Consider the following 14,715-nt stretch of genomic DNA (forward strand, 5'->3'; position numbering starts at 1 on the left):
GTCTCGCTCGGCGCTGCGCCCTCCCGGTCGCGGCGCCTTCGCGTTCAAGCGCCCGTAGCTCAATGGATAGAGTACTGCCCTCCGAAGGCAGGGGTTGCTGGTTCGATCCCAGCCGGGCGCACCAAGTCTGGTAAGGCTTGCAGCGGTTTCGCTACGTCATCGTTTTTCCCCAGTACAGTGAAAATACAGTCAGCCGGCGGCGATCTGCTGCTCGACGGACTGCGTGTGCGGCTGCACCCAGCGCGTCAGATGCTCCGCTGACAGGTGTGCGTACCGCTGCACCATTTCCAGTGTTTCCCATCCCCCGAGTTCTTTCAGCACCTGCAACGGCGTACCTCGCTGCACATGCCAGCTCGCCCATGTGTGCCGCAGATCGTGCCAACGAAAGTCGCGGATGCTGGCGCGCTTGAGCGCTTTTTTCCATGCCTCCGTCGTGGTTTGGTGGACGGGCGCGCCACGGTACACGAAACGCTTTCGATGTATTCGGGCTTGCGCCTCTTTGTAAGCTGCCGACGCAACACTGCGACCGCCGAATCCGACAGTGAAACGGTGATCGCCTTGCGCGCCTTCGCCTGGTCGGGATGAATCCAAGCGACGCGACGCGTCAGATCGACTTGCGACCACAGCAACCCAACGCGCGCTGTTGGCGCCCGGGTCTCCTGGTGCGCTTTTATGCTTCCATTGAATACGGCATTGCCGTATAATGCCGCCATGTACACAGTCATTGAAACGGAAGTTTTTCAGCGATACGCGGCAAGTATCTGGCAAGAGGGCGAGCGCGAGGCTTTCATCGTCTGGCTCGCAAACAACCCGCTCGCAGGCGACGTGATTCCTGGCACCGGCGGGCTTCGCAAAGTGCGTTGGTCGCGCGCAGGCATGGGGAAGCGAGGCGGTGCTCGTGTGATCTACTACAACGCACTCGACCACGGTTGCATTTGGCTATTGATCGCGTACACGAAGGCGAAATTTGACATCCTGCCGGCGACTTTCCTCAACCGGCTACGTGAAGAGGTCGAAAATGGATAAAGAGCTCGAACAGTTTCAGGCCGATCTTTTGAAATCGGTCAAAGATATGAAGGCGGGACGCGCAGCTCGGGTGACGAAAGTCGAACCGACGGTAGCGTCGCTCGCGCGCACGAAAGTCGGGCTGTCGCAAAGCGCGTTTGCTTCGCTGCTCGGTGTTTCCGTGCGGACTTTGCAAGACTGGGAACAAGGCCGGCGAGAGCCCACCGGCGCGGCACAGACACTATTGCGCGTTGCCACGCTGCATCCTGAGGCGCTTCGGGATTTGCAAACAGCCTGAAAGATGGCGCTCCCGGCTGCGATCGGATTAACAACTGTCGTCCAGCGGCCGCCGTCGCTCCTGCCGTAGTGAGTGCTGGCTCGCGATTCGGCTCAGTCGGCCCGCCCGAGTTCTCGAGTGTAGGCAGGGCGCAGGAAGGTTTTCGGGTTGCGAGATGCGATTGCCGGCCGCGCGGTCGGATGTTCGGTGTAGCTAAAGTACAGCTAAGGCGGGGTGGACCACTCTGGGTTGAGCTTGTTTGACCTTGCTTTTGCAATTTGCGAGTTGCGCAAGGCATTGATTTATAAGGGCCTGTGTGGCGTAGGCAAAACTCCGAAGGCAGGGGTTGCTGGTTCGATCCCAGCCGGGCGCACCAAATCTGGTAAGGCTTTCAGCGGTTTCGCTATTAGCGAATTGTTGCCGGGTGCAGCTAAAGTACACCTACGCTCCGCTCATCGGGTACGACAGTCAGCGGCGTTACCTGTTGCGAAAAGCGGTCCGCCGACAGACACGCATACCGTTGGGGTCTGTCAGCAATTTCGTGTTCAAGGCATATGATGCTCCCCAGGAGAATATATGCCTCGCAAACTGAAAGCCCTACCTGCAGACCTGCCGGCGATCCCCGCCGAGCTGCTTGAGCAATTCGGCAGCGGCCCGATGACAGCCGAATCGATTAACGCCGCGACGATGGCTCTGAAAAAGGCGTTGATAGAGCGGGCGCTGGGTGGCGAGATGAATCATCATCTCGGCTATCCGTCTGGCGCGGCCAAGCCCGCTGCTGTGACGAACCAGCGCAACGGCACTGGCGCCAAGACGGTGCTGACCGAAGACGGTCCAATGCGCATCGAAGTGCCACGCGATCGCGATGGCAGCTTCGAGCCGCTGCTGATTCCGAAGCACGGACGACGCTTCACGGGCTTCGACGAGAAGATCGTCGCCATGTACGCCCGCGGCATGACCGTACGCGAGATTCAGGGCTTTTTGCAGGAGCAGTACGGCACGGAGGTCTCGCCCGATTTCATCAGTTCGGTGACCGACGAGGTGATGGCGGAAGTCACCGCATGGCAATCCCGGCCGCTCGAACCGATGTATCCCGTGGTGTTCTTCGATGCGCTGCGGGTCAAGATTCGCGAAGACGCGGTCGTGCGAAATAAGGCCGTCTACCTTGCACTTGGCGTGCTGCCCGACGGCACGCGCGATATTCTGGGCCTGTGGATCGAGAACACCGAGGGTGCCAAGTTCTGGATGAAGGTGTTCAACGATCTCAAGACCCGAGGCGTCCACGACATCTTGATCGCCGTGACCGACGGCCTGAAGGGCATGCCCGAGGCATTGGCGGTCGTATTTCCGGCAACCACGCTACAGACTTGCATCGTCCACCTGATTCGCAACAGCCTTGAGTACGCGAGCTGGAAGGACCGTAAGGCGTTGGCTGCGGCGATTCGACCGATCTACACAGCCCCGAGCGTCGAGGCAGCGCAGGCCGAACTCGATGCCTTCGCCCAAGGGCCTTGGGGGCAACGGTTCCCGACCGTCAGCGCCGCCTGGCGCAACGCTTGGGATCGCGTGATTCCGTTCTTTGCGTTCCCGCCAGCGGTGCGCAAGGTGATCTACACAACGAATGCCATTGAGAACATCAACGCGCAACTGCGCAAGATCATCAAAACGCGAGGCCACTTCCCCACCGATGATGCCGCCACGAAACTCATCTGGCTTGCACTGCGCAACATCACGGCCGGCTGGAGTCGCTCTGCTCACGATTGGAAGCAGGCCATGAACCAATTCGCTATCCTTTACGCCGACCGATTCGTGCGACCATCCGTGTGAATCTTAGCCCCGCCTTGAACACAGAAATTCTGACAACCCCAGCAAGACTGCGCGACAGCCAGCTAAGGCACACGTCGTGCGCTACGCGGACGACTTCGTCGTGACCGCGCCTGAAAAAAGCCGAAGGCGCAAACCTCCGGCTTTGCATACTGCGCTCGCGCGGCTCATGTCTGGCAGCCGCCCGCTGTAGTCTTGCGTCAGGATAGGTCGAAGCGATCGAGGTTCATCACCTTGACCCAGGCGGACACGAAGTCGTTGACGAAACGCTCCTTGCCATCGGCACTGCCGTACACCTCGGCCAGCGCCCGCAGGATCGAGTTCGAACCGAACACGAGGTCCACGCGGGTGCCCGTCCACTTGAGCTGGCCCGTCTTGCGGTCATAGCCTTCGTAGATATCGCCGGCCTGCTTCCACTCGGTACCCATGTCGAGCAGATTGACGAAAAAGTCGTTGGTGAGCGCGCCCGGTGTTTTCGTGAGGGCAGTGTGCTTGCTGTCGCTTGCGTTGATGTCGATGGCGCGCAGGCCACCGATCAGCGCGGTCATCTCCGGAGCCGTCAGTGTCAGCAGCTGGGCCTTGTCGATCAGCAATGCATCGGCCGGAACCGGCGACCTGGTCTTCTCAAAGTTGCGGAAGCCATCGGCGACGGGTTCGAGAACAGCCATCGCGACTGCATCGGTCTGCTCGGCCGTGGCATCGACGCGGCCCGGCGCGAACGGCACCGTGAGCGTGAGACCCGCTGCCTTCGCAGCCATTTCGATGCCGACGCTGCCAGCCAGCACGATCACGTCGGCGAGCGACGCCTTGCTCGAAGCCTTCTGGATTTCTTCCAGCTTCGCCAGCGTGCCGGCGACGGGCTGGTTGACTGCCCAGTCGCTCTGAGGCGCGAGTCGGATGCGCGCGCCGTTGGCCCCGCCGCGCTTGTCCGAGCCACGGAAGGTCGAGGCCGAAGCCCACGCAACCGCGACGAGCTCCGAAGCCGACAGGCCCGAAGCCGCGATCTTCGCCTTGAGATCGGCGATGTCGGTCTCGCTCGGATGGTGCGTCGCCGCTGGCAGCGGGTCTTGCCAGATCAAGTCTTCGCGCGGCACTTCCGGGCCGAGGTAGCGTGCCTTCGGGCCCATGTCGCGGTGAGTCAGCTTGAACCAGGCGCGTGAGAACGCTTCGGCAAGCGCCTGCGGATCGTCGAGGAAGCGACGCGAGATCTTCTCGTACGCGGGATCGAAGCGCAGCGACAGGTCGGTAGTGAGCATGGTCGGCTTGCGCTTGGGCGAATCGGGCCTCGGGCCAGGGATGACCGCTTCGGCATTCTTGGCGACCCACTGGATCGCGCCCGCCGGGCTCCTTTCCTGTTCCCATTCGTACTTGAAGAGGTTTTCGAAGAAGGCATTGCTCCATTGCGCGGGCGTTTGTGTCCACGTGACCTCGATGCCGCTGCCGATCGCGTCGCCGCCCGTGCCCGACTTGTAGGTACTAGCCCAGCCGAGGCCCTGCAATTCGACCGGAGCCGCTTCGGGAGTGGGGCCAATGTGGGTCGCCGGTCCCGCGCCGTGGGTCTTGCCGAAAGAGTGACCGCCCGCGATCAGCGCGACGGTCTCTTCGTCGTTCATTGCCATGCGGGCGAAGGTCTCGCGGATGTCGACCGCCGCCGAGACCGGGTCGCCATTGCCGTCCGGCCCTTCCGGATTGACGTAGATCAGGCCCATCTGTACCGCGGCGAGCGGATTATCGAGATCGCGCTTGCCCGAGTAGCGGCTGCGCTTGTTGTTCGGATCGTTGCTGAGCGCGAGCCAGGTCGTTTCCGCGCCCCAGTACACGTCGTTGTCCGGCTCCCAGGTATCTTCGCGGCCGGCGCCGAAGCCGAAGGTGCGGAAGCCCATCGTTTCGAGCGCGACGTTGCCCGTCAGAACCAGCAGGTCGGCCCACGAAATTTTCTGGCCGTACTTCTGCTTGATCGGCCACAGCAGGCGGCGCGACTTGTCGATGTTGACGTTGTCTGGCCACGAGCTCAGTGGCGCGAAGCGTTGCTGGCCGCGGCCTGCACCGCCACGGCCGTCGACCGTGCGATAGGTACCCGCGGCATGCCAGGCCATACGAATGAATTGCGGGCCGTAGTGACCGAAGTCGGCCGGCCACCAATCCTGCGAGTCGGTCATGAGCTTGCGCAGGTCGGCTTTGAGGGCCGCATAGTCGAGTTTCTTGAATTCCTCGCGGTAGTTGAATTTCCGACCAAGCGGATCGGATTTCTCAGAATGTTGATTCAGAAGGTCAACGCGTAGCTGGTTGGGCCACCAATCCTGGTTGGTCATAGTTCCAGCGACGACGCGTGTGGCAATGGAGGCATCGCCCGAGAACGGGCATTGGGCGTCGGATGGCATCGTTGTCTCACTAGGTCACGGTTGTTCAAAGGCCGTGCCAGCACCACGACATGCGTGCGGGCACAACCCGCCAGAACAGCATAGTCTATTCTTATGGGGCGCTTATTGAGATGCGCAATGGCGGCGATAGCCTCTGACACCGAAGCCGACGGTCGCCCGAAGACTTCGCCCGATGCGGCCGATCAACTGCCGATCATGCCGACCGTTTTATGCCAGGCTGGATTCGGCCGCAAAACGACATTCAAAAATTTTGAAACGCGCCTGGATCGTGCGGAAACCGGTGCGCAAATGCGTTGGGAATCGGAATCGGAATCGGAATCGCAGTGTCTTGCTTTCCGCGCTGCACACTGCTGCGCTCACCATGGAGCGGCTCAACATCTTATGCGGCACTCCTTAGCGAAGTGCAGCCGCCACCGCCTCGTCAATCTGCAGCGCAAAGCGCGCTTCAACGTCGGGCACCGTGTAGCCAATTGACAGTTCCAGATACGCGTCGCCTAGCACCAACTGAACGAATGTCGCTGCCCGCGATGCGGAAGTCGATTCATCAAATCGCTTTCGCAGAATTTTTGCGGCGAAGGCACGCACGACCTTTGCACCATTTTCGTAAAACACCTGGCCGAGTTCCGGAAGACGCTCGGCCTCAGCAACGATGGCCCGGTAAAGCCGCAGATTATCCGGCGCGATAAGGATTTGTGCCAACACCCATCCCAACTCGCGCAACTCGGCTTCGGGTGATCCATCGGATTGCTCGTCCTGAGCGCTGGCAAGAAGTCCACCCACTTGAGCGCACATCGAGCTCACCAGACCAACGAAGAGCGCCTCCTTCGACTTGAAGTGGCGGTAGACCGTCTGTTTGCCGACGCCAGCGGCCGCGGCAACATCGTCCATCGTTGCCAGACCGAAACCTTGGCTTAAAAAAACGGTTTTCGCGCCGTCGAGGATGGCGGACCGCTTACGGCGTTGCAGCGGGCTCAGGTCGGGGAGAGAGGGCGTGTTCATCACAAAATAAATAACAGATCGTCGAGTAGTTGACAAGACTGGTCAGTCTCGTTTGTGTGGCTATTCAACTTCGCAGCCAATCATTGGAGAACGCTTTGAAACTGTTCATTACAGGTGGTACGGGCTTCATCGGGCAAGCGGTCGCGCGCAAGGCAATCAGCCTCGGCCATCAGGTGACGGCGCTGGTGCGCAAGGACAGTTCGGCGGCCGCCCGCGAGCTGGCACGTCTTGGCGTGACACTGCATTGCGGCGACCTGCGCGAGCCACAGTCTTTCGCTGCGACTGCCGGTGCTGCTGATGGCGTGGTGCACACCGCGTCGACCAACGATGCTTCCGCCGCTGCTGCTGATGAGGCTGCGGCTGTAGCGATGCTTTCGCATTTGCATCCGGGCGCGGCGTTTGTCTATACGTCGGGCACCTGGGTCTACGGCAATACGGAGGGGGAGCCCGCGACTGAAGCATCGGCGCTGAACCCGACACCACTCATCGCCTGGCGGCCCGCAGTGGAGCAACAGGTGCTGGCGCTAGCGGCTCGCCGCTCGATTTCTGCCGTGATCCTCAGGCCGGCAATGGTGCATGGCTACGGCGGCGGCATCTTCGGCATGCTTGCCGGCATGGTCCGTCAGAGCGGCAGTGTGAGGGTCGTCGGCGATGGTCGCAACCACTGGCCTGCCGTTCACGTCGATGATCTCGCCACGGCCTACCTGAGCGCGATGGAGCGGGCGGCAAGTGGGGACGGTCGAGTCGCGGGACAGATCTTCAACGTGGTCGCGGAAGATGCCGTTGCCGTTGCCGAAATGGGCGAAGCGATTCGAGCCTCGGTCGGTGCCGACCGCGTCGAATTTTGGCCGCTCGACGACGCTCGCAAATCGCTTGGGCCATTTGCTGACGCACTGGCGCTCGACCAGACGGTAAGCGGCCAGCATGCCCGGCGAATTCTTGCGTGGGAACCCCACGGCCCCGACCTGATTGCGGACCTCTCTGCACAGACGCACTTTCAGCAAAGCAACGGAGCATGACGATGGCGTTAAACACCGCATTTTTCGAATCGATTCTCGCGACGATCCTAGCGGTTCTGTTCGCGGTTGCTGGGTTAGTCAATCTCGCAGGACGCGGCGCGGTGAAGCGCGACTTCGAACGCTGGGGTTACCCGGCATGGTTTCAGTTGCTCTGTGGCGCTCTCGAGCTGCTCAGTGCAGCACTTCTTTTTGGACAACAAACCAGAGTTTTAGGCCTAACGCTGGCCGGTGCGATCATGATTGGCGCGCTCTTCACATTGCTACGAAATCGGGAGCCGTTCCGGCATCTCGCCCCGGCGCTGATCTTCTCGGCTCTCATTGTGGTTACTGTGGCGGTCCGCGGTTGATGTGGTGGTCAAGTAATTTCGGACAAGCAGGTAGGTTGTTTTGCTGCCGATTTCGCCTCGTAGGCGACGACGACAGATAGCCCAAAGTTGAGCGCAGCTTCCGGGGCGATCCAAAACCCATAACGCCCGTCGCAAGTCAGGGCCGGGGCGACCGGTAGGCGTCGTCGAATGAAGTACCGCGGATCATCCGACACGAGGACGGCAACTCCCTCGCCGAACCATTGCGGCACGGCCCGCCGATAAGTCTTCAGCAAACCCAGGCGGGTGTGCAGCTCGATGTGCGACATTTCATGAGTGGCGATCTCCGGGCTAGCTCCGCGCGGCGAGAGAAACAGGGCCCAGTCGAACAACGCCATGCCGCGCGATCCGCCGCCGCCGATTCGGCTGTAGCAAGCCTGATCCTCGCAGACGAAGATGCGGGGACGGCTGCGCCTCTCGCCATAAAACCGGTCCAAGCGCATGCGGGCTTCGGCGATGGTTGCCGACACCGCCGCCTGCTGATCACGCGTTGCGCTCCGTTGAATGTAAACTCCTGGTGCGATGGCGGTGAAGCCGAAGCAAGCAGGGCAGACGTCGGCAAAGACGAAAGGCCAAGCAACACCGATGCCGATCGGAACGAGCAACGCAAACATCAGCGCTAGCATGGTTCTCATGCGCTGATTCATATAGTTCATGTTCCCGCTCCTGCTCTCCTGCCCGGTCACCTATCCCGTTGTATCCAGTCTTCAACCCGTAAGCCGGGCACCCGATCGAACTCGCGAAGATTGTTCGTTACCAAGATCAGGCCCTGGGATCGGGCGTGTCCGGCAATCATTTGGTCGTACGGGCCAATTGGCGTGCCGTTTTTGCCCAATTCAGCCCTCAGCTGGCCGCTATGCGCGGCGGCGGCATGATCGTAAACCAAGACGTCCAGGCGAGCCGTGAAACCTTCGACGATAGCCAGGTTCTTTTCCGACGATGCGGACTTTTCTGCGCCATAGATCAACTCCATCAACGTCACTGCGCTAATGCACAGCTGGCCGTGATGGCGGTTAAACGCGTCGCGCACCTCATGAGGCTTGTTCTTGATTGTGAAAATGCAGATGTTCGTATCAAGCATGTACTTGAGCATCAAAACCCCTCGCGCACCTGATCCATGGGCTGATCGCGCGTGGACATGAAGTCGGGGCTGACGTCTTCACCATCAAACCAGCTATCCCAGGACTCCCCTGCGGGGGTGAGTATGCGGACGCGCCCAATGGCAACCACATCGACCCTTTTCACGCCTTCAGGGAGGGCCACGGATTTCGGCAGGCGTACCGCTTGGCTGCGGTTGCTTTTGAAGATCGCACCCTGTTCCATGTCGACTCCTTGGGATATGTTGGTCGTATATCCATACAATCATAAGGGAGGATTGAAGGATATGTCAATGGGATATACAGGCCGGATACGGGACGCTATTTCCCCGACGCAAAACTCTCACCAAGCCAACCCCGCATCAGTTCATACGCCTGCGCTGCTGCCTTCGCGTCGTAGCGGCAATTACCGGTTTTGCCCGTTGCCTCGGTCTCCGTGAAGCAATGCACCGCGTGGCCGATTTCCACGAACTGCCAATCGGCCGGGCTACGGCGCATTTCCTCCGTGAACTTCGGTGCATCCGGCATGGTGCTCGTATCGTCTGCGCCGTTTATCGCCAACACGCGCGCTTTGATGTTGTTGGCGAGTGCAGAGTTATCAGTGCCCAGATCGCCGTGAAAAGACACCACCGCCTTCACGTCCGAGCCGCTACGGGCCAGATCGAGCACGGCGGCGCCGCCGAAACAAAAGCCGACGGCGCCAAGACGCGTGAGGTCGATCGGCGCTTCGGCGGCTTGCGCCTTCAATTGGTCGAACGCTGTGCCGATGCGCCTGCGCATCAGGCGCCGATCGCTATAGAGCGGCGCGACGGCAGCCTTCGCCTGAGCCTCGCCAGCAGGCCGCGTGTCTTCGCCGTACATATCGACCAGCAGGATGACGTAGTCCGCACCGGCGATGCGCTTGGCCTTGGCGATGGCAATGTCGTTGACGCCATACCAATTGGGCACCATCACCAGCCCGGGGCGCTTCGTCGTCGTGGCGTCGTCAAAAACCAGCACGCTCTTGAACGTAATGCCGTCCAACATCCAGCCAACAGGCTTGGTAATCATCTTTGCCTCGGCAGCCGAGGCGATGCAAGCGAGAAGCAACAGAGAAACGAGGCGCACGAGCCGCATAAGAATTTCCGCGTTTATCCGCATCGACGTTGAACTAACGAGCAGGCCGTTGACTTAGCCAAATGCTGCCCATGACAAAAACAACACCGGCGATCTGAAGCGAACTCAATGTCTGATTCAAAAATTGCCATCCGAGCAGCACCGCCATCAACGGGCTCAGGAAAAGCAGCGGCGACACCACCGCGGGTTCCAGTCTCGCAAGGCCCCGGAACCACAGCACATAAGTCAAAGCCGAACCGATCAGCCCAAGCCACACCAGTCCGAACAGGTTGGTCATCGTCGGCACGGGAATAGCCGGTTCGAGCGCGAGCGCGACCGGAACCAGCAGCACGCCGCCGGCCGTCAGTTGCCATGCCGTGAAGGCAAGAAGCGACACCGGAGGTTGCCACTTGCGAGTCAATACGTTTCCGACGGCCATGGAGGCCGCGCCGGCAATACCCGCCGTAATGCCGATCGGGTCGAGCGCCGCGCGCGGCGTCAGCACCAGCAATGCAACACCGCCGATGCCCACCAGCGCGGCCAAGATCGACAGCGAGCGGATCGGGCTCCGAAGCACGATCGCGGCAAGAAAAATTGCAAACAGCGGCTGGATGGCCGCCACCGTCGCCGCGACGCCGCCCGGCAGGCGGTAGGCCGAGATGAACAGCATGCTCAAAAAGATCGAGATGTTCAGCGAGCCCAACACGAAAACGCGCAACCACCAGATGCCCGTCGGCAAACGCCGCACCAGCGCGAGCAGCAGTAATCCGGCGGGCAAGGCGCGAAGCATCGCAACCGTGATCGGCGAGAAATTCGGCAGAAACTGCGTGGTGACGATATAAGTACTGCCCCAGACGGCTGGCGCGATCGCCGTGAGCAGCAGGTCGGAAGCGCGGGTCTTCATCGAAGTTCCAATACTTCGGAGAGCGGACGGCGCGGCTTTTGCGGCCAATTGCCAGGCGCGGCGCGGCCAATAGGAACGAGCATCACCGGCACCTCGTCGCGCTCGAGCCCGAACTCGCGTGCGACGCCATCGGCATCGAATCCGATCATCGGCCCGGAGGCCAAGCCCTTGGCTTGCGCCGCATAGATCAGCGTTGCAGCGCCGAGCGTGGCCGAACGCACGGCTTCGTCCCGCGCCGTTTGCGGATCGGCATATTTCGCGAGCGCGCCTTCGCGCCAGCTCGAAGCCATCTTCGCAGGCATGTAGCCGGCCCCGACGAACGGCAACAGCCGTTCAGGGAGCGTTTCGGCGTCGGGCAGCGCGCCGCAAATGATAAACGTGACAGCAGCGTCGGACACTTTCGCCTGGTCGTAAGCGAGGCGGCGCAATCTGGCCTTCGATGCCGATGTTCGCACCGCAATGAACCGCCAGTTTTGAAGGTTGTAGGCACTCGGGGCTCGCGTGGCGAGGCGTACCAATTCTTCGATTTCCGCATCCGCCAACGCATGCGAGGCATCAAAACGATTGGCAGAAATGCGCTGCTCGATCAACGTAAGAGTGGGGTGAATCATTGTTCGATCCAAATAAAATGCTCCCCGTCAGAATACGCAATTCACTAAAAAACGATAATGTCGGTTCTGGAAGAACATTATTTACTGACGGTGAATGCCGAATGGATCGCTATACCGCGTTGCAGGTTTTTCGTTCTGTAGCCGAATTGAACAGCTTTGCCGAGGCCGGGCGACGGCTAGGGTTGTCGTCGGCGGCCATCAGCAAGAACATCGCAGAGTTGGAGGCGTACGTCGGCGCTCGACTCATCAATCGGACGACGCGGCGCATGGCACTGACCGAAGAGGGCAGGATTTATCTCGAGCACGTCACACGCGGCCTCGATGCGCTGACGGAAGCGGACGAGGCCTTGCACCCGATCAAAGCGGCGGCGCGCGGCACGCTGCGCGTTACCGCGCCGATGACCGTGGCATTAACACAGCTCTCAGCGGCAATTCCCCAATTTCTATCGCGCTACCCGGATCTAAAGCTCGATTTGCATCTGGATGACCGGCGCGTCGATCTGATACGAGACGGGTTCGATCTTGCGATTCGCGGCACCGATAATCTCGAGGATTCGAGCCTCGTGGCCAGAAAACTCGCTGTCATGCGACATGTGCTGTGCGCGGCGCCGTCTTATTTCGAGGCGCATGGCAAGCCCGCAACGCCCGCCGATCTGAAATCGCTCAATTGCCTTCGGTTCGGGCTGTCGATGCATGGGGATATATGGGAATTTCGCAACGGCGAGCGCACCGAAAGGATTGCGATCAATGCGCGATATTCGGTCAATTCGAGTCTCGCGATTCGTGACGCCCTACGCGAAGGATTCGGCGTGAGCCTGACGCCGTATCCCTATGTCGACGCGGACTTGAAGACGGGCCGGCTGCAATGCGCATTGGAAGACTGGGACACGGTCGACACCACGCTCTACGCTGTCTATCCATCGCGGCAACACGTCGCGCCGAAAATCCGCGCCTTCCTCGACTTCCTGATTGAAACGTTCGGTCAGGAATCAGACACGCGCAGCGGTGGTTCACACAATTAGGTCCGCATCCCTCGGCGTAATTTCGCGTATGCGCACTCTTCAGACCTGAGTGCTTTGCGCCGATAGCACGTGTGAAGGAAACGAAGCCGTGCCGCTGCGGCGGTCGAATTCTATGCCGCGCCAAACCGCGTGCTTTGATCGCTGATGCGAGCGAGGCGTGCCAGGCTCGGACCATCGCACACGGTGCGAATTCACACTAGGACATCCGCGCGGCCAGGCACGCGAGTGCGCACTCGCCGCAACGGGAGAGAACATGTTTGTCGCAATTGGTTGGTTTATGGTGTTGGGCTCGGTTATCGGGAGTTTTGTCGGCGTTGGGGGGCACCTTCTCGCGTTGCTGCAACCGTTCGAACTGCTGTGTATTTTTGGGGCGGCGATGGGGGCCTTTGTCGTGAGCAACCCGGTCTCGACGTTGAAAAAGACCATCAAGAGTCTGCCCACCTGCTTTCATAGCCGCGCGTACGACAAGGCAAAATATCTCGAGCTGATCGCGCTGCTCTACGAGCTGCTGCAAAAGGCGCGCAAGGAAGGCATGATGGCGCTCGAAGCCGACGTCGACGCGCCCGAACAAAGCCCGCTCTTTCAAAAATATCCGCACATCATCGCGGACCATCATCTGCTCGATTTCATCATCGACTACCTGCGCATGATGTCGACCGGCAACATCAACGTGCTCGAGATGCAGGACCTGATGGACGAGGAACTCGTCACTCATCACGCCGAAGAATCGATTGCGGCCAACGCGATCCAAAAAATGGCCGACGGGTTGCCGGCATTCGGCATCGTCGCGGCGGTGATGGGCGTCGTGCATACGATGGGTTCGGTGGGTGCGGCACCCGCGGTGCTCGGCGAGATGATCGCCGGTGCGCTCGTCGGTACGTTCCTCGGCATCTTGTTGTCCTATGGATTCATCGGGCCGCTCGCCGACTTGCTGAATGCGAAGGGACGCGCCGCGGCAAAGCCGTACCAATGCGTGAAGGCGGTATTGCTCGCATCGTTGAGCGGCTATGCGCCGTCGATCGCGGCCGAATTCGGTCGCAAAGTGCTCTTCACGTCCGATCGTCCGACGTTCCAGGAACTCGACGATGCGGTGCGGGCGACGAAAGTTGCCAAGGCACCGGCGTAAGGGGGCGATATGGGCGACAGACTTTCACGCGACGCTGCGGAAAAGCGGCCGATGAGCATCGTCGTGCGCCGCACGAAGAAGGGCGACGATCACGGCGGCCATCATGGCGGCGCGTGGAAAATCGCCTATGCCGACTTCGTCACGGCGATGATGGCGTTCTTTTTGCTGATGTGGCTGTTGGGCTCGACGTCCAAGTACGACAAGCAAGGTATCGAGGAATACTTCAATACGCCGCTTTCCACGGTGCTCGGCGGTAAGGAAAGCGCCGATACGGTTCGCCCGAGCGTGATACAGGGCGGCGGGCACGATTTGGCCGAGACACGCCCGGGCGTCGGCGCGATGACGCAGCCCCATGCGCAGGCGCAGGAGGCACCGACACCCGCTTCGATGGCCGCGGCCGATTTGCAGCGCTTGCAACAACTGAAGGCGAAATTGACGGCGTTGATCGAGCACACGCCAGCGCTGAACGCTTACCGGGACCAAATCCGCATCTCGATCACGGCCGAAGGGCTGCGCATCGAGATCGTCGATTCGCAAAAGCGGCCGATGTTCGCCCTCGGTAGTACGCGGCTCGAAAGCTACGCGGCGACGATCCTCGCGCAAATCGGTGCGGCCCTCAATGATGTCGAGAATCGCATTTCGATTGCGGGCCATACCGATGACGTTCCCTATGGCGGCGGTCAGGTGGGTTACACGAACTGGGAGCTTTCGTCCGAACGGGCCAATGCGGCGCGCCGGGCGCTTGTATCGGGCGGCCTGCACGACGAGAAAGTGCTGCAGGTGCGCGGCCTCGCCGACGTGCTGCCGCTCCAAGGCAACAGCGCCAACGAGCCGACGAACCGCCGCATCAGCATTCTCGTCATGAACAAGGCTGCCGAGCGCGCTTTCTTCAAGGACGGCGGACGCACATCGATCGACGAATCACGACCGGCCGATCAGTCGATTCACGACGCTATGCAGGTGTCGGCTGCGAACGTCAAACATTAAACG

The 14,715-nt window shown here is 60.6% G+C and carries 16 protein-coding genes, 1 tRNA gene and 2 pseudogenes; 9 read left to right on the forward strand and 10 right to left on the reverse strand.

All coding sequences use genetic code 11. The features are described from left to right. Positions 1 to 48: 48 nt before the first annotated feature. Positions 49 to 124 (forward strand) — tRNA-Arg (locus ACSQ20_RS00390). Between the two features lie 65 nt (positions 125 to 189). Here ACSQ20_RS00390 and ACSQ20_RS00395 read toward each other — a convergent pair. Further along, a pseudogene (locus tag ACSQ20_RS00395) lies at positions 190 to 632 on the reverse strand (site-specific integrase); the annotation flags it as partial. A 79-nt stretch (positions 633 to 711) separates the two neighbouring features. Here ACSQ20_RS00395 and ACSQ20_RS00400 point away from each other — a divergent pair. Both ACSQ20_RS00400 and ACSQ20_RS00405 read left to right on the forward strand, forming a co-directional pair. Next, on the forward strand, positions 712 to 1,026 hold the full coding sequence (locus tag ACSQ20_RS00400) for a transcriptional regulator (protein ID WP_436016411.1): 315 nt from the start codon (positions 712 to 714) through the stop codon (positions 1,024 to 1,026). Continuing rightward, entirely contained in the window at positions 1,019 to 1,303 is a 285-nt protein-coding gene (locus tag ACSQ20_RS00405) for a helix-turn-helix domain-containing protein (RefSeq protein WP_436016413.1), read from the forward strand. The genes ACSQ20_RS00400 and ACSQ20_RS00405 overlap by 8 nt, the downstream gene beginning before the upstream one ends. A 281-nt stretch (positions 1,304 to 1,584) precedes the next feature. On the opposite strand, the pseudogene ACSQ20_RS00410 reads toward ACSQ20_RS00405, so the two are convergent. Continuing rightward, a pseudogene (locus tag ACSQ20_RS00410) lies at positions 1,585 to 1,716 on the reverse strand (transcriptional regulator); the annotation flags it as partial. Positions 1,717 to 1,858: 142 nt separating this feature from the next. Between ACSQ20_RS00410 and ACSQ20_RS00415 the strand changes: the two are divergent. Then, positions 1,859 to 3,109 carry an IS256 family transposase gene (locus ACSQ20_RS00415; protein WP_436016415.1) on the forward strand — a complete coding sequence of 417 codons (1,251 nt, stop codon included), beginning with the start codon at positions 1,859 to 1,861 and terminating at the stop codon, positions 3,107 to 3,109. Positions 3,110 to 3,306: 197 nt separating this feature from the next. Here the strand turns inward: ACSQ20_RS00415 and katG are convergent, their stop codons facing one another. Further along, positions 3,307 to 5,487 (reverse strand): catalase/peroxidase HPI, encoded by a 2,181-nt coding sequence (katG, locus tag ACSQ20_RS00420; protein ID WP_436016417.1) that lies wholly within the window; start codon positions 5,485 to 5,487, stop codon positions 3,307 to 3,309. Positions 5,488 to 5,880: 393 nt separating this feature from the next. Continuing rightward, positions 5,881 to 6,522 (reverse strand): TetR/AcrR family transcriptional regulator, encoded by a 642-nt coding sequence (locus ACSQ20_RS00425; protein WP_436016419.1) that lies wholly within the window; start codon positions 6,520 to 6,522, stop codon positions 5,881 to 5,883. 59 nt (positions 6,523 to 6,581) lie between these two features. On the opposite strand from ACSQ20_RS00425, the gene ACSQ20_RS00430 reads away from it, so the two are divergent. Together ACSQ20_RS00430 and ACSQ20_RS00435 are read left to right on the forward strand one after the other, a co-directional pair. Further along, a complete protein-coding gene (locus ACSQ20_RS00430) occupies positions 6,582 to 7,505 on the forward strand; it encodes an NAD-dependent epimerase/dehydratase family protein (RefSeq protein ID WP_436016421.1) in 924 nt (307 codons plus the stop codon). Next, positions 7,502 to 7,852, forward strand: a complete 351-nt coding sequence (locus ACSQ20_RS00435; RefSeq protein ID WP_436016423.1) for a DoxX family protein — start codon at positions 7,502 to 7,504, stop codon at positions 7,850 to 7,852. The genes ACSQ20_RS00430 and ACSQ20_RS00435 overlap by 4 nt, the downstream gene beginning before the upstream one ends. Before the next feature lie 8 nt (positions 7,853 to 7,860). Here the strand turns inward: ACSQ20_RS00435 and ACSQ20_RS00440 are convergent, their stop codons facing one another. The 6 genes from ACSQ20_RS00440 to ACSQ20_RS00465 form a co-directional block, all read right to left on the reverse strand. After that, a complete protein-coding gene (locus ACSQ20_RS00440) occupies positions 7,861 to 8,526 on the reverse strand; it encodes a hypothetical protein (RefSeq protein ID WP_436016425.1) in 666 nt (221 codons plus the stop codon). Positions 8,527 to 8,552: 26 nt separating this feature from the next. Next, positions 8,553 to 8,963, reverse strand: a complete 411-nt coding sequence (gene vapC, locus ACSQ20_RS00445; RefSeq protein WP_436016427.1) for a type II toxin-antitoxin system tRNA(fMet)-specific endonuclease VapC — start codon at positions 8,961 to 8,963, stop codon at positions 8,553 to 8,555. Continuing rightward, complete coding sequence (gene vapB / locus ACSQ20_RS00450) at positions 8,963 to 9,193, reverse strand: type II toxin-antitoxin system VapB family antitoxin (RefSeq protein ID WP_436016429.1); 231 nt, start codon at positions 9,191 to 9,193, stop codon at positions 8,963 to 8,965. The genes vapC and vapB overlap by 1 nt, the downstream gene beginning before the upstream one ends. 95 nt (positions 9,194 to 9,288) lie before the next feature. Then, positions 9,289 to 10,017: a dienelactone hydrolase family protein gene (locus ACSQ20_RS00455; RefSeq protein WP_436016431.1), complete on the reverse strand. Its 729-nt coding sequence runs from the start codon at positions 10,015 to 10,017 to the stop codon at positions 9,289 to 9,291. A gap of 100 nt (positions 10,018 to 10,117) precedes the next feature. Further along, positions 10,118 to 10,966: an EamA family transporter gene (locus tag ACSQ20_RS00460; RefSeq protein WP_436022802.1), complete on the reverse strand. Its 849-nt coding sequence runs from the start codon at positions 10,964 to 10,966 to the stop codon at positions 10,118 to 10,120. Then, positions 10,963 to 11,577, reverse strand: a complete 615-nt coding sequence (locus ACSQ20_RS00465) for a nitroreductase family protein (RefSeq protein ID WP_436016433.1) — start codon at positions 11,575 to 11,577, stop codon at positions 10,963 to 10,965. Before ACSQ20_RS00465 ends, ACSQ20_RS00460 begins: the two co-directional genes overlap by 4 nt. 101 nt (positions 11,578 to 11,678) lie before the next feature. Between ACSQ20_RS00465 and ACSQ20_RS00470 the strand changes: the two genes are divergently transcribed. The 3 genes from ACSQ20_RS00470 to motB all read left to right on the forward strand — a co-directional run bounded on the left by ACSQ20_RS00470 (position 11,679) and on the right by motB (position 14,712). Next, complete coding sequence (locus ACSQ20_RS00470; protein WP_436016435.1) at positions 11,679 to 12,599, forward strand: LysR family transcriptional regulator; 921 nt, start codon at positions 11,679 to 11,681, stop codon at positions 12,597 to 12,599. A gap of 253 nt (positions 12,600 to 12,852) precedes the next feature. Then, on the forward strand, positions 12,853 to 13,725 hold the full coding sequence (gene motA, locus ACSQ20_RS00475; RefSeq protein ID WP_436016437.1) for a flagellar motor stator protein MotA: 873 nt from the start codon (positions 12,853 to 12,855) through the stop codon (positions 13,723 to 13,725). A gap of 9 nt (positions 13,726 to 13,734) precedes the next feature. Next, entirely contained in the window at positions 13,735 to 14,712 is a 978-nt protein-coding gene (gene motB, locus ACSQ20_RS00480; protein ID WP_436016439.1) for a flagellar motor protein MotB, read from the forward strand. Positions 14,713 to 14,715 lie beyond the last annotated feature (3 nt).

It is taken from the genome of Trinickia sp. LjRoot230, from assembly GCF_964253315.1.
Lineage (GTDB): Bacteria > Pseudomonadota > Gammaproteobacteria > Burkholderiales > Burkholderiaceae > Trinickia.

What these genes read in the sequence shown, in the direction of transcription:
- ACSQ20_RS00440 (WP_436016425.1), bottom strand. Translation starts at nt 8,526, where the DNA reads ATGAACTATATGAATCAGCGCATGAGAACCATGCTAGCGCTGATGTTT.
- motA (WP_436016437.1), top strand. Translation starts at nt 12,853, where the DNA reads ATGTTTGTCGCAATTGGTTGGTTTATGGTGTTGGGCTCGGTTATCGGG.
- motB (WP_436016439.1), top strand. Translation starts at nt 13,735, where the DNA reads ATGGGCGACAGACTTTCACGCGACGCTGCGGAAAAGCGGCCGATGAGC.
- vapB (WP_436016429.1), bottom strand. Translation starts at nt 9,193, where the DNA reads ATGGAACAGGGTGCGATCTTCAAAAGCAACCGCAGCCAAGCGGTACGC.
- ACSQ20_RS00455 (WP_436016431.1), bottom strand. Translation starts at nt 10,017, where the DNA reads ATGATTACCAAGCCTGTTGGCTGGATGTTGGACGGCATTACGTTCAAG.
- ACSQ20_RS00470 (WP_436016435.1), top strand. Translation starts at nt 11,679, where the DNA reads ATGGATCGCTATACCGCGTTGCAGGTTTTTCGTTCTGTAGCCGAATTG.
- ACSQ20_RS00405 (WP_436016413.1), top strand. Translation starts at nt 1,019, where the DNA reads ATGGATAAAGAGCTCGAACAGTTTCAGGCCGATCTTTTGAAATCGGTC.
- ACSQ20_RS00400 (WP_436016411.1), top strand. Translation starts at nt 712, where the DNA reads ATGTACACAGTCATTGAAACGGAAGTTTTTCAGCGATACGCGGCAAGT.
- ACSQ20_RS00460 (WP_436022802.1), bottom strand. Translation starts at nt 10,966, where the DNA reads ATGAAGACCCGCGCTTCCGACCTGCTGCTCACGGCGATCGCGCCAGCC.
- ACSQ20_RS00435 (WP_436016423.1), top strand. Translation starts at nt 7,502, where the DNA reads ATGACGATGGCGTTAAACACCGCATTTTTCGAATCGATTCTCGCGACG.
- ACSQ20_RS00415 (WP_436016415.1), top strand. Translation starts at nt 1,859, where the DNA reads ATGCCTCGCAAACTGAAAGCCCTACCTGCAGACCTGCCGGCGATCCCC.
- katG (WP_436016417.1), bottom strand. Translation starts at nt 5,487, where the DNA reads ATGCCATCCGACGCCCAATGCCCGTTCTCGGGCGATGCCTCCATTGCC.
- vapC (WP_436016427.1), bottom strand. Translation starts at nt 8,963, where the DNA reads ATGCTCAAGTACATGCTTGATACGAACATCTGCATTTTCACAATCAAG.
- ACSQ20_RS00465 (WP_436016433.1), bottom strand. Translation starts at nt 11,577, where the DNA reads ATGATTCACCCCACTCTTACGTTGATCGAGCAGCGCATTTCTGCCAAT.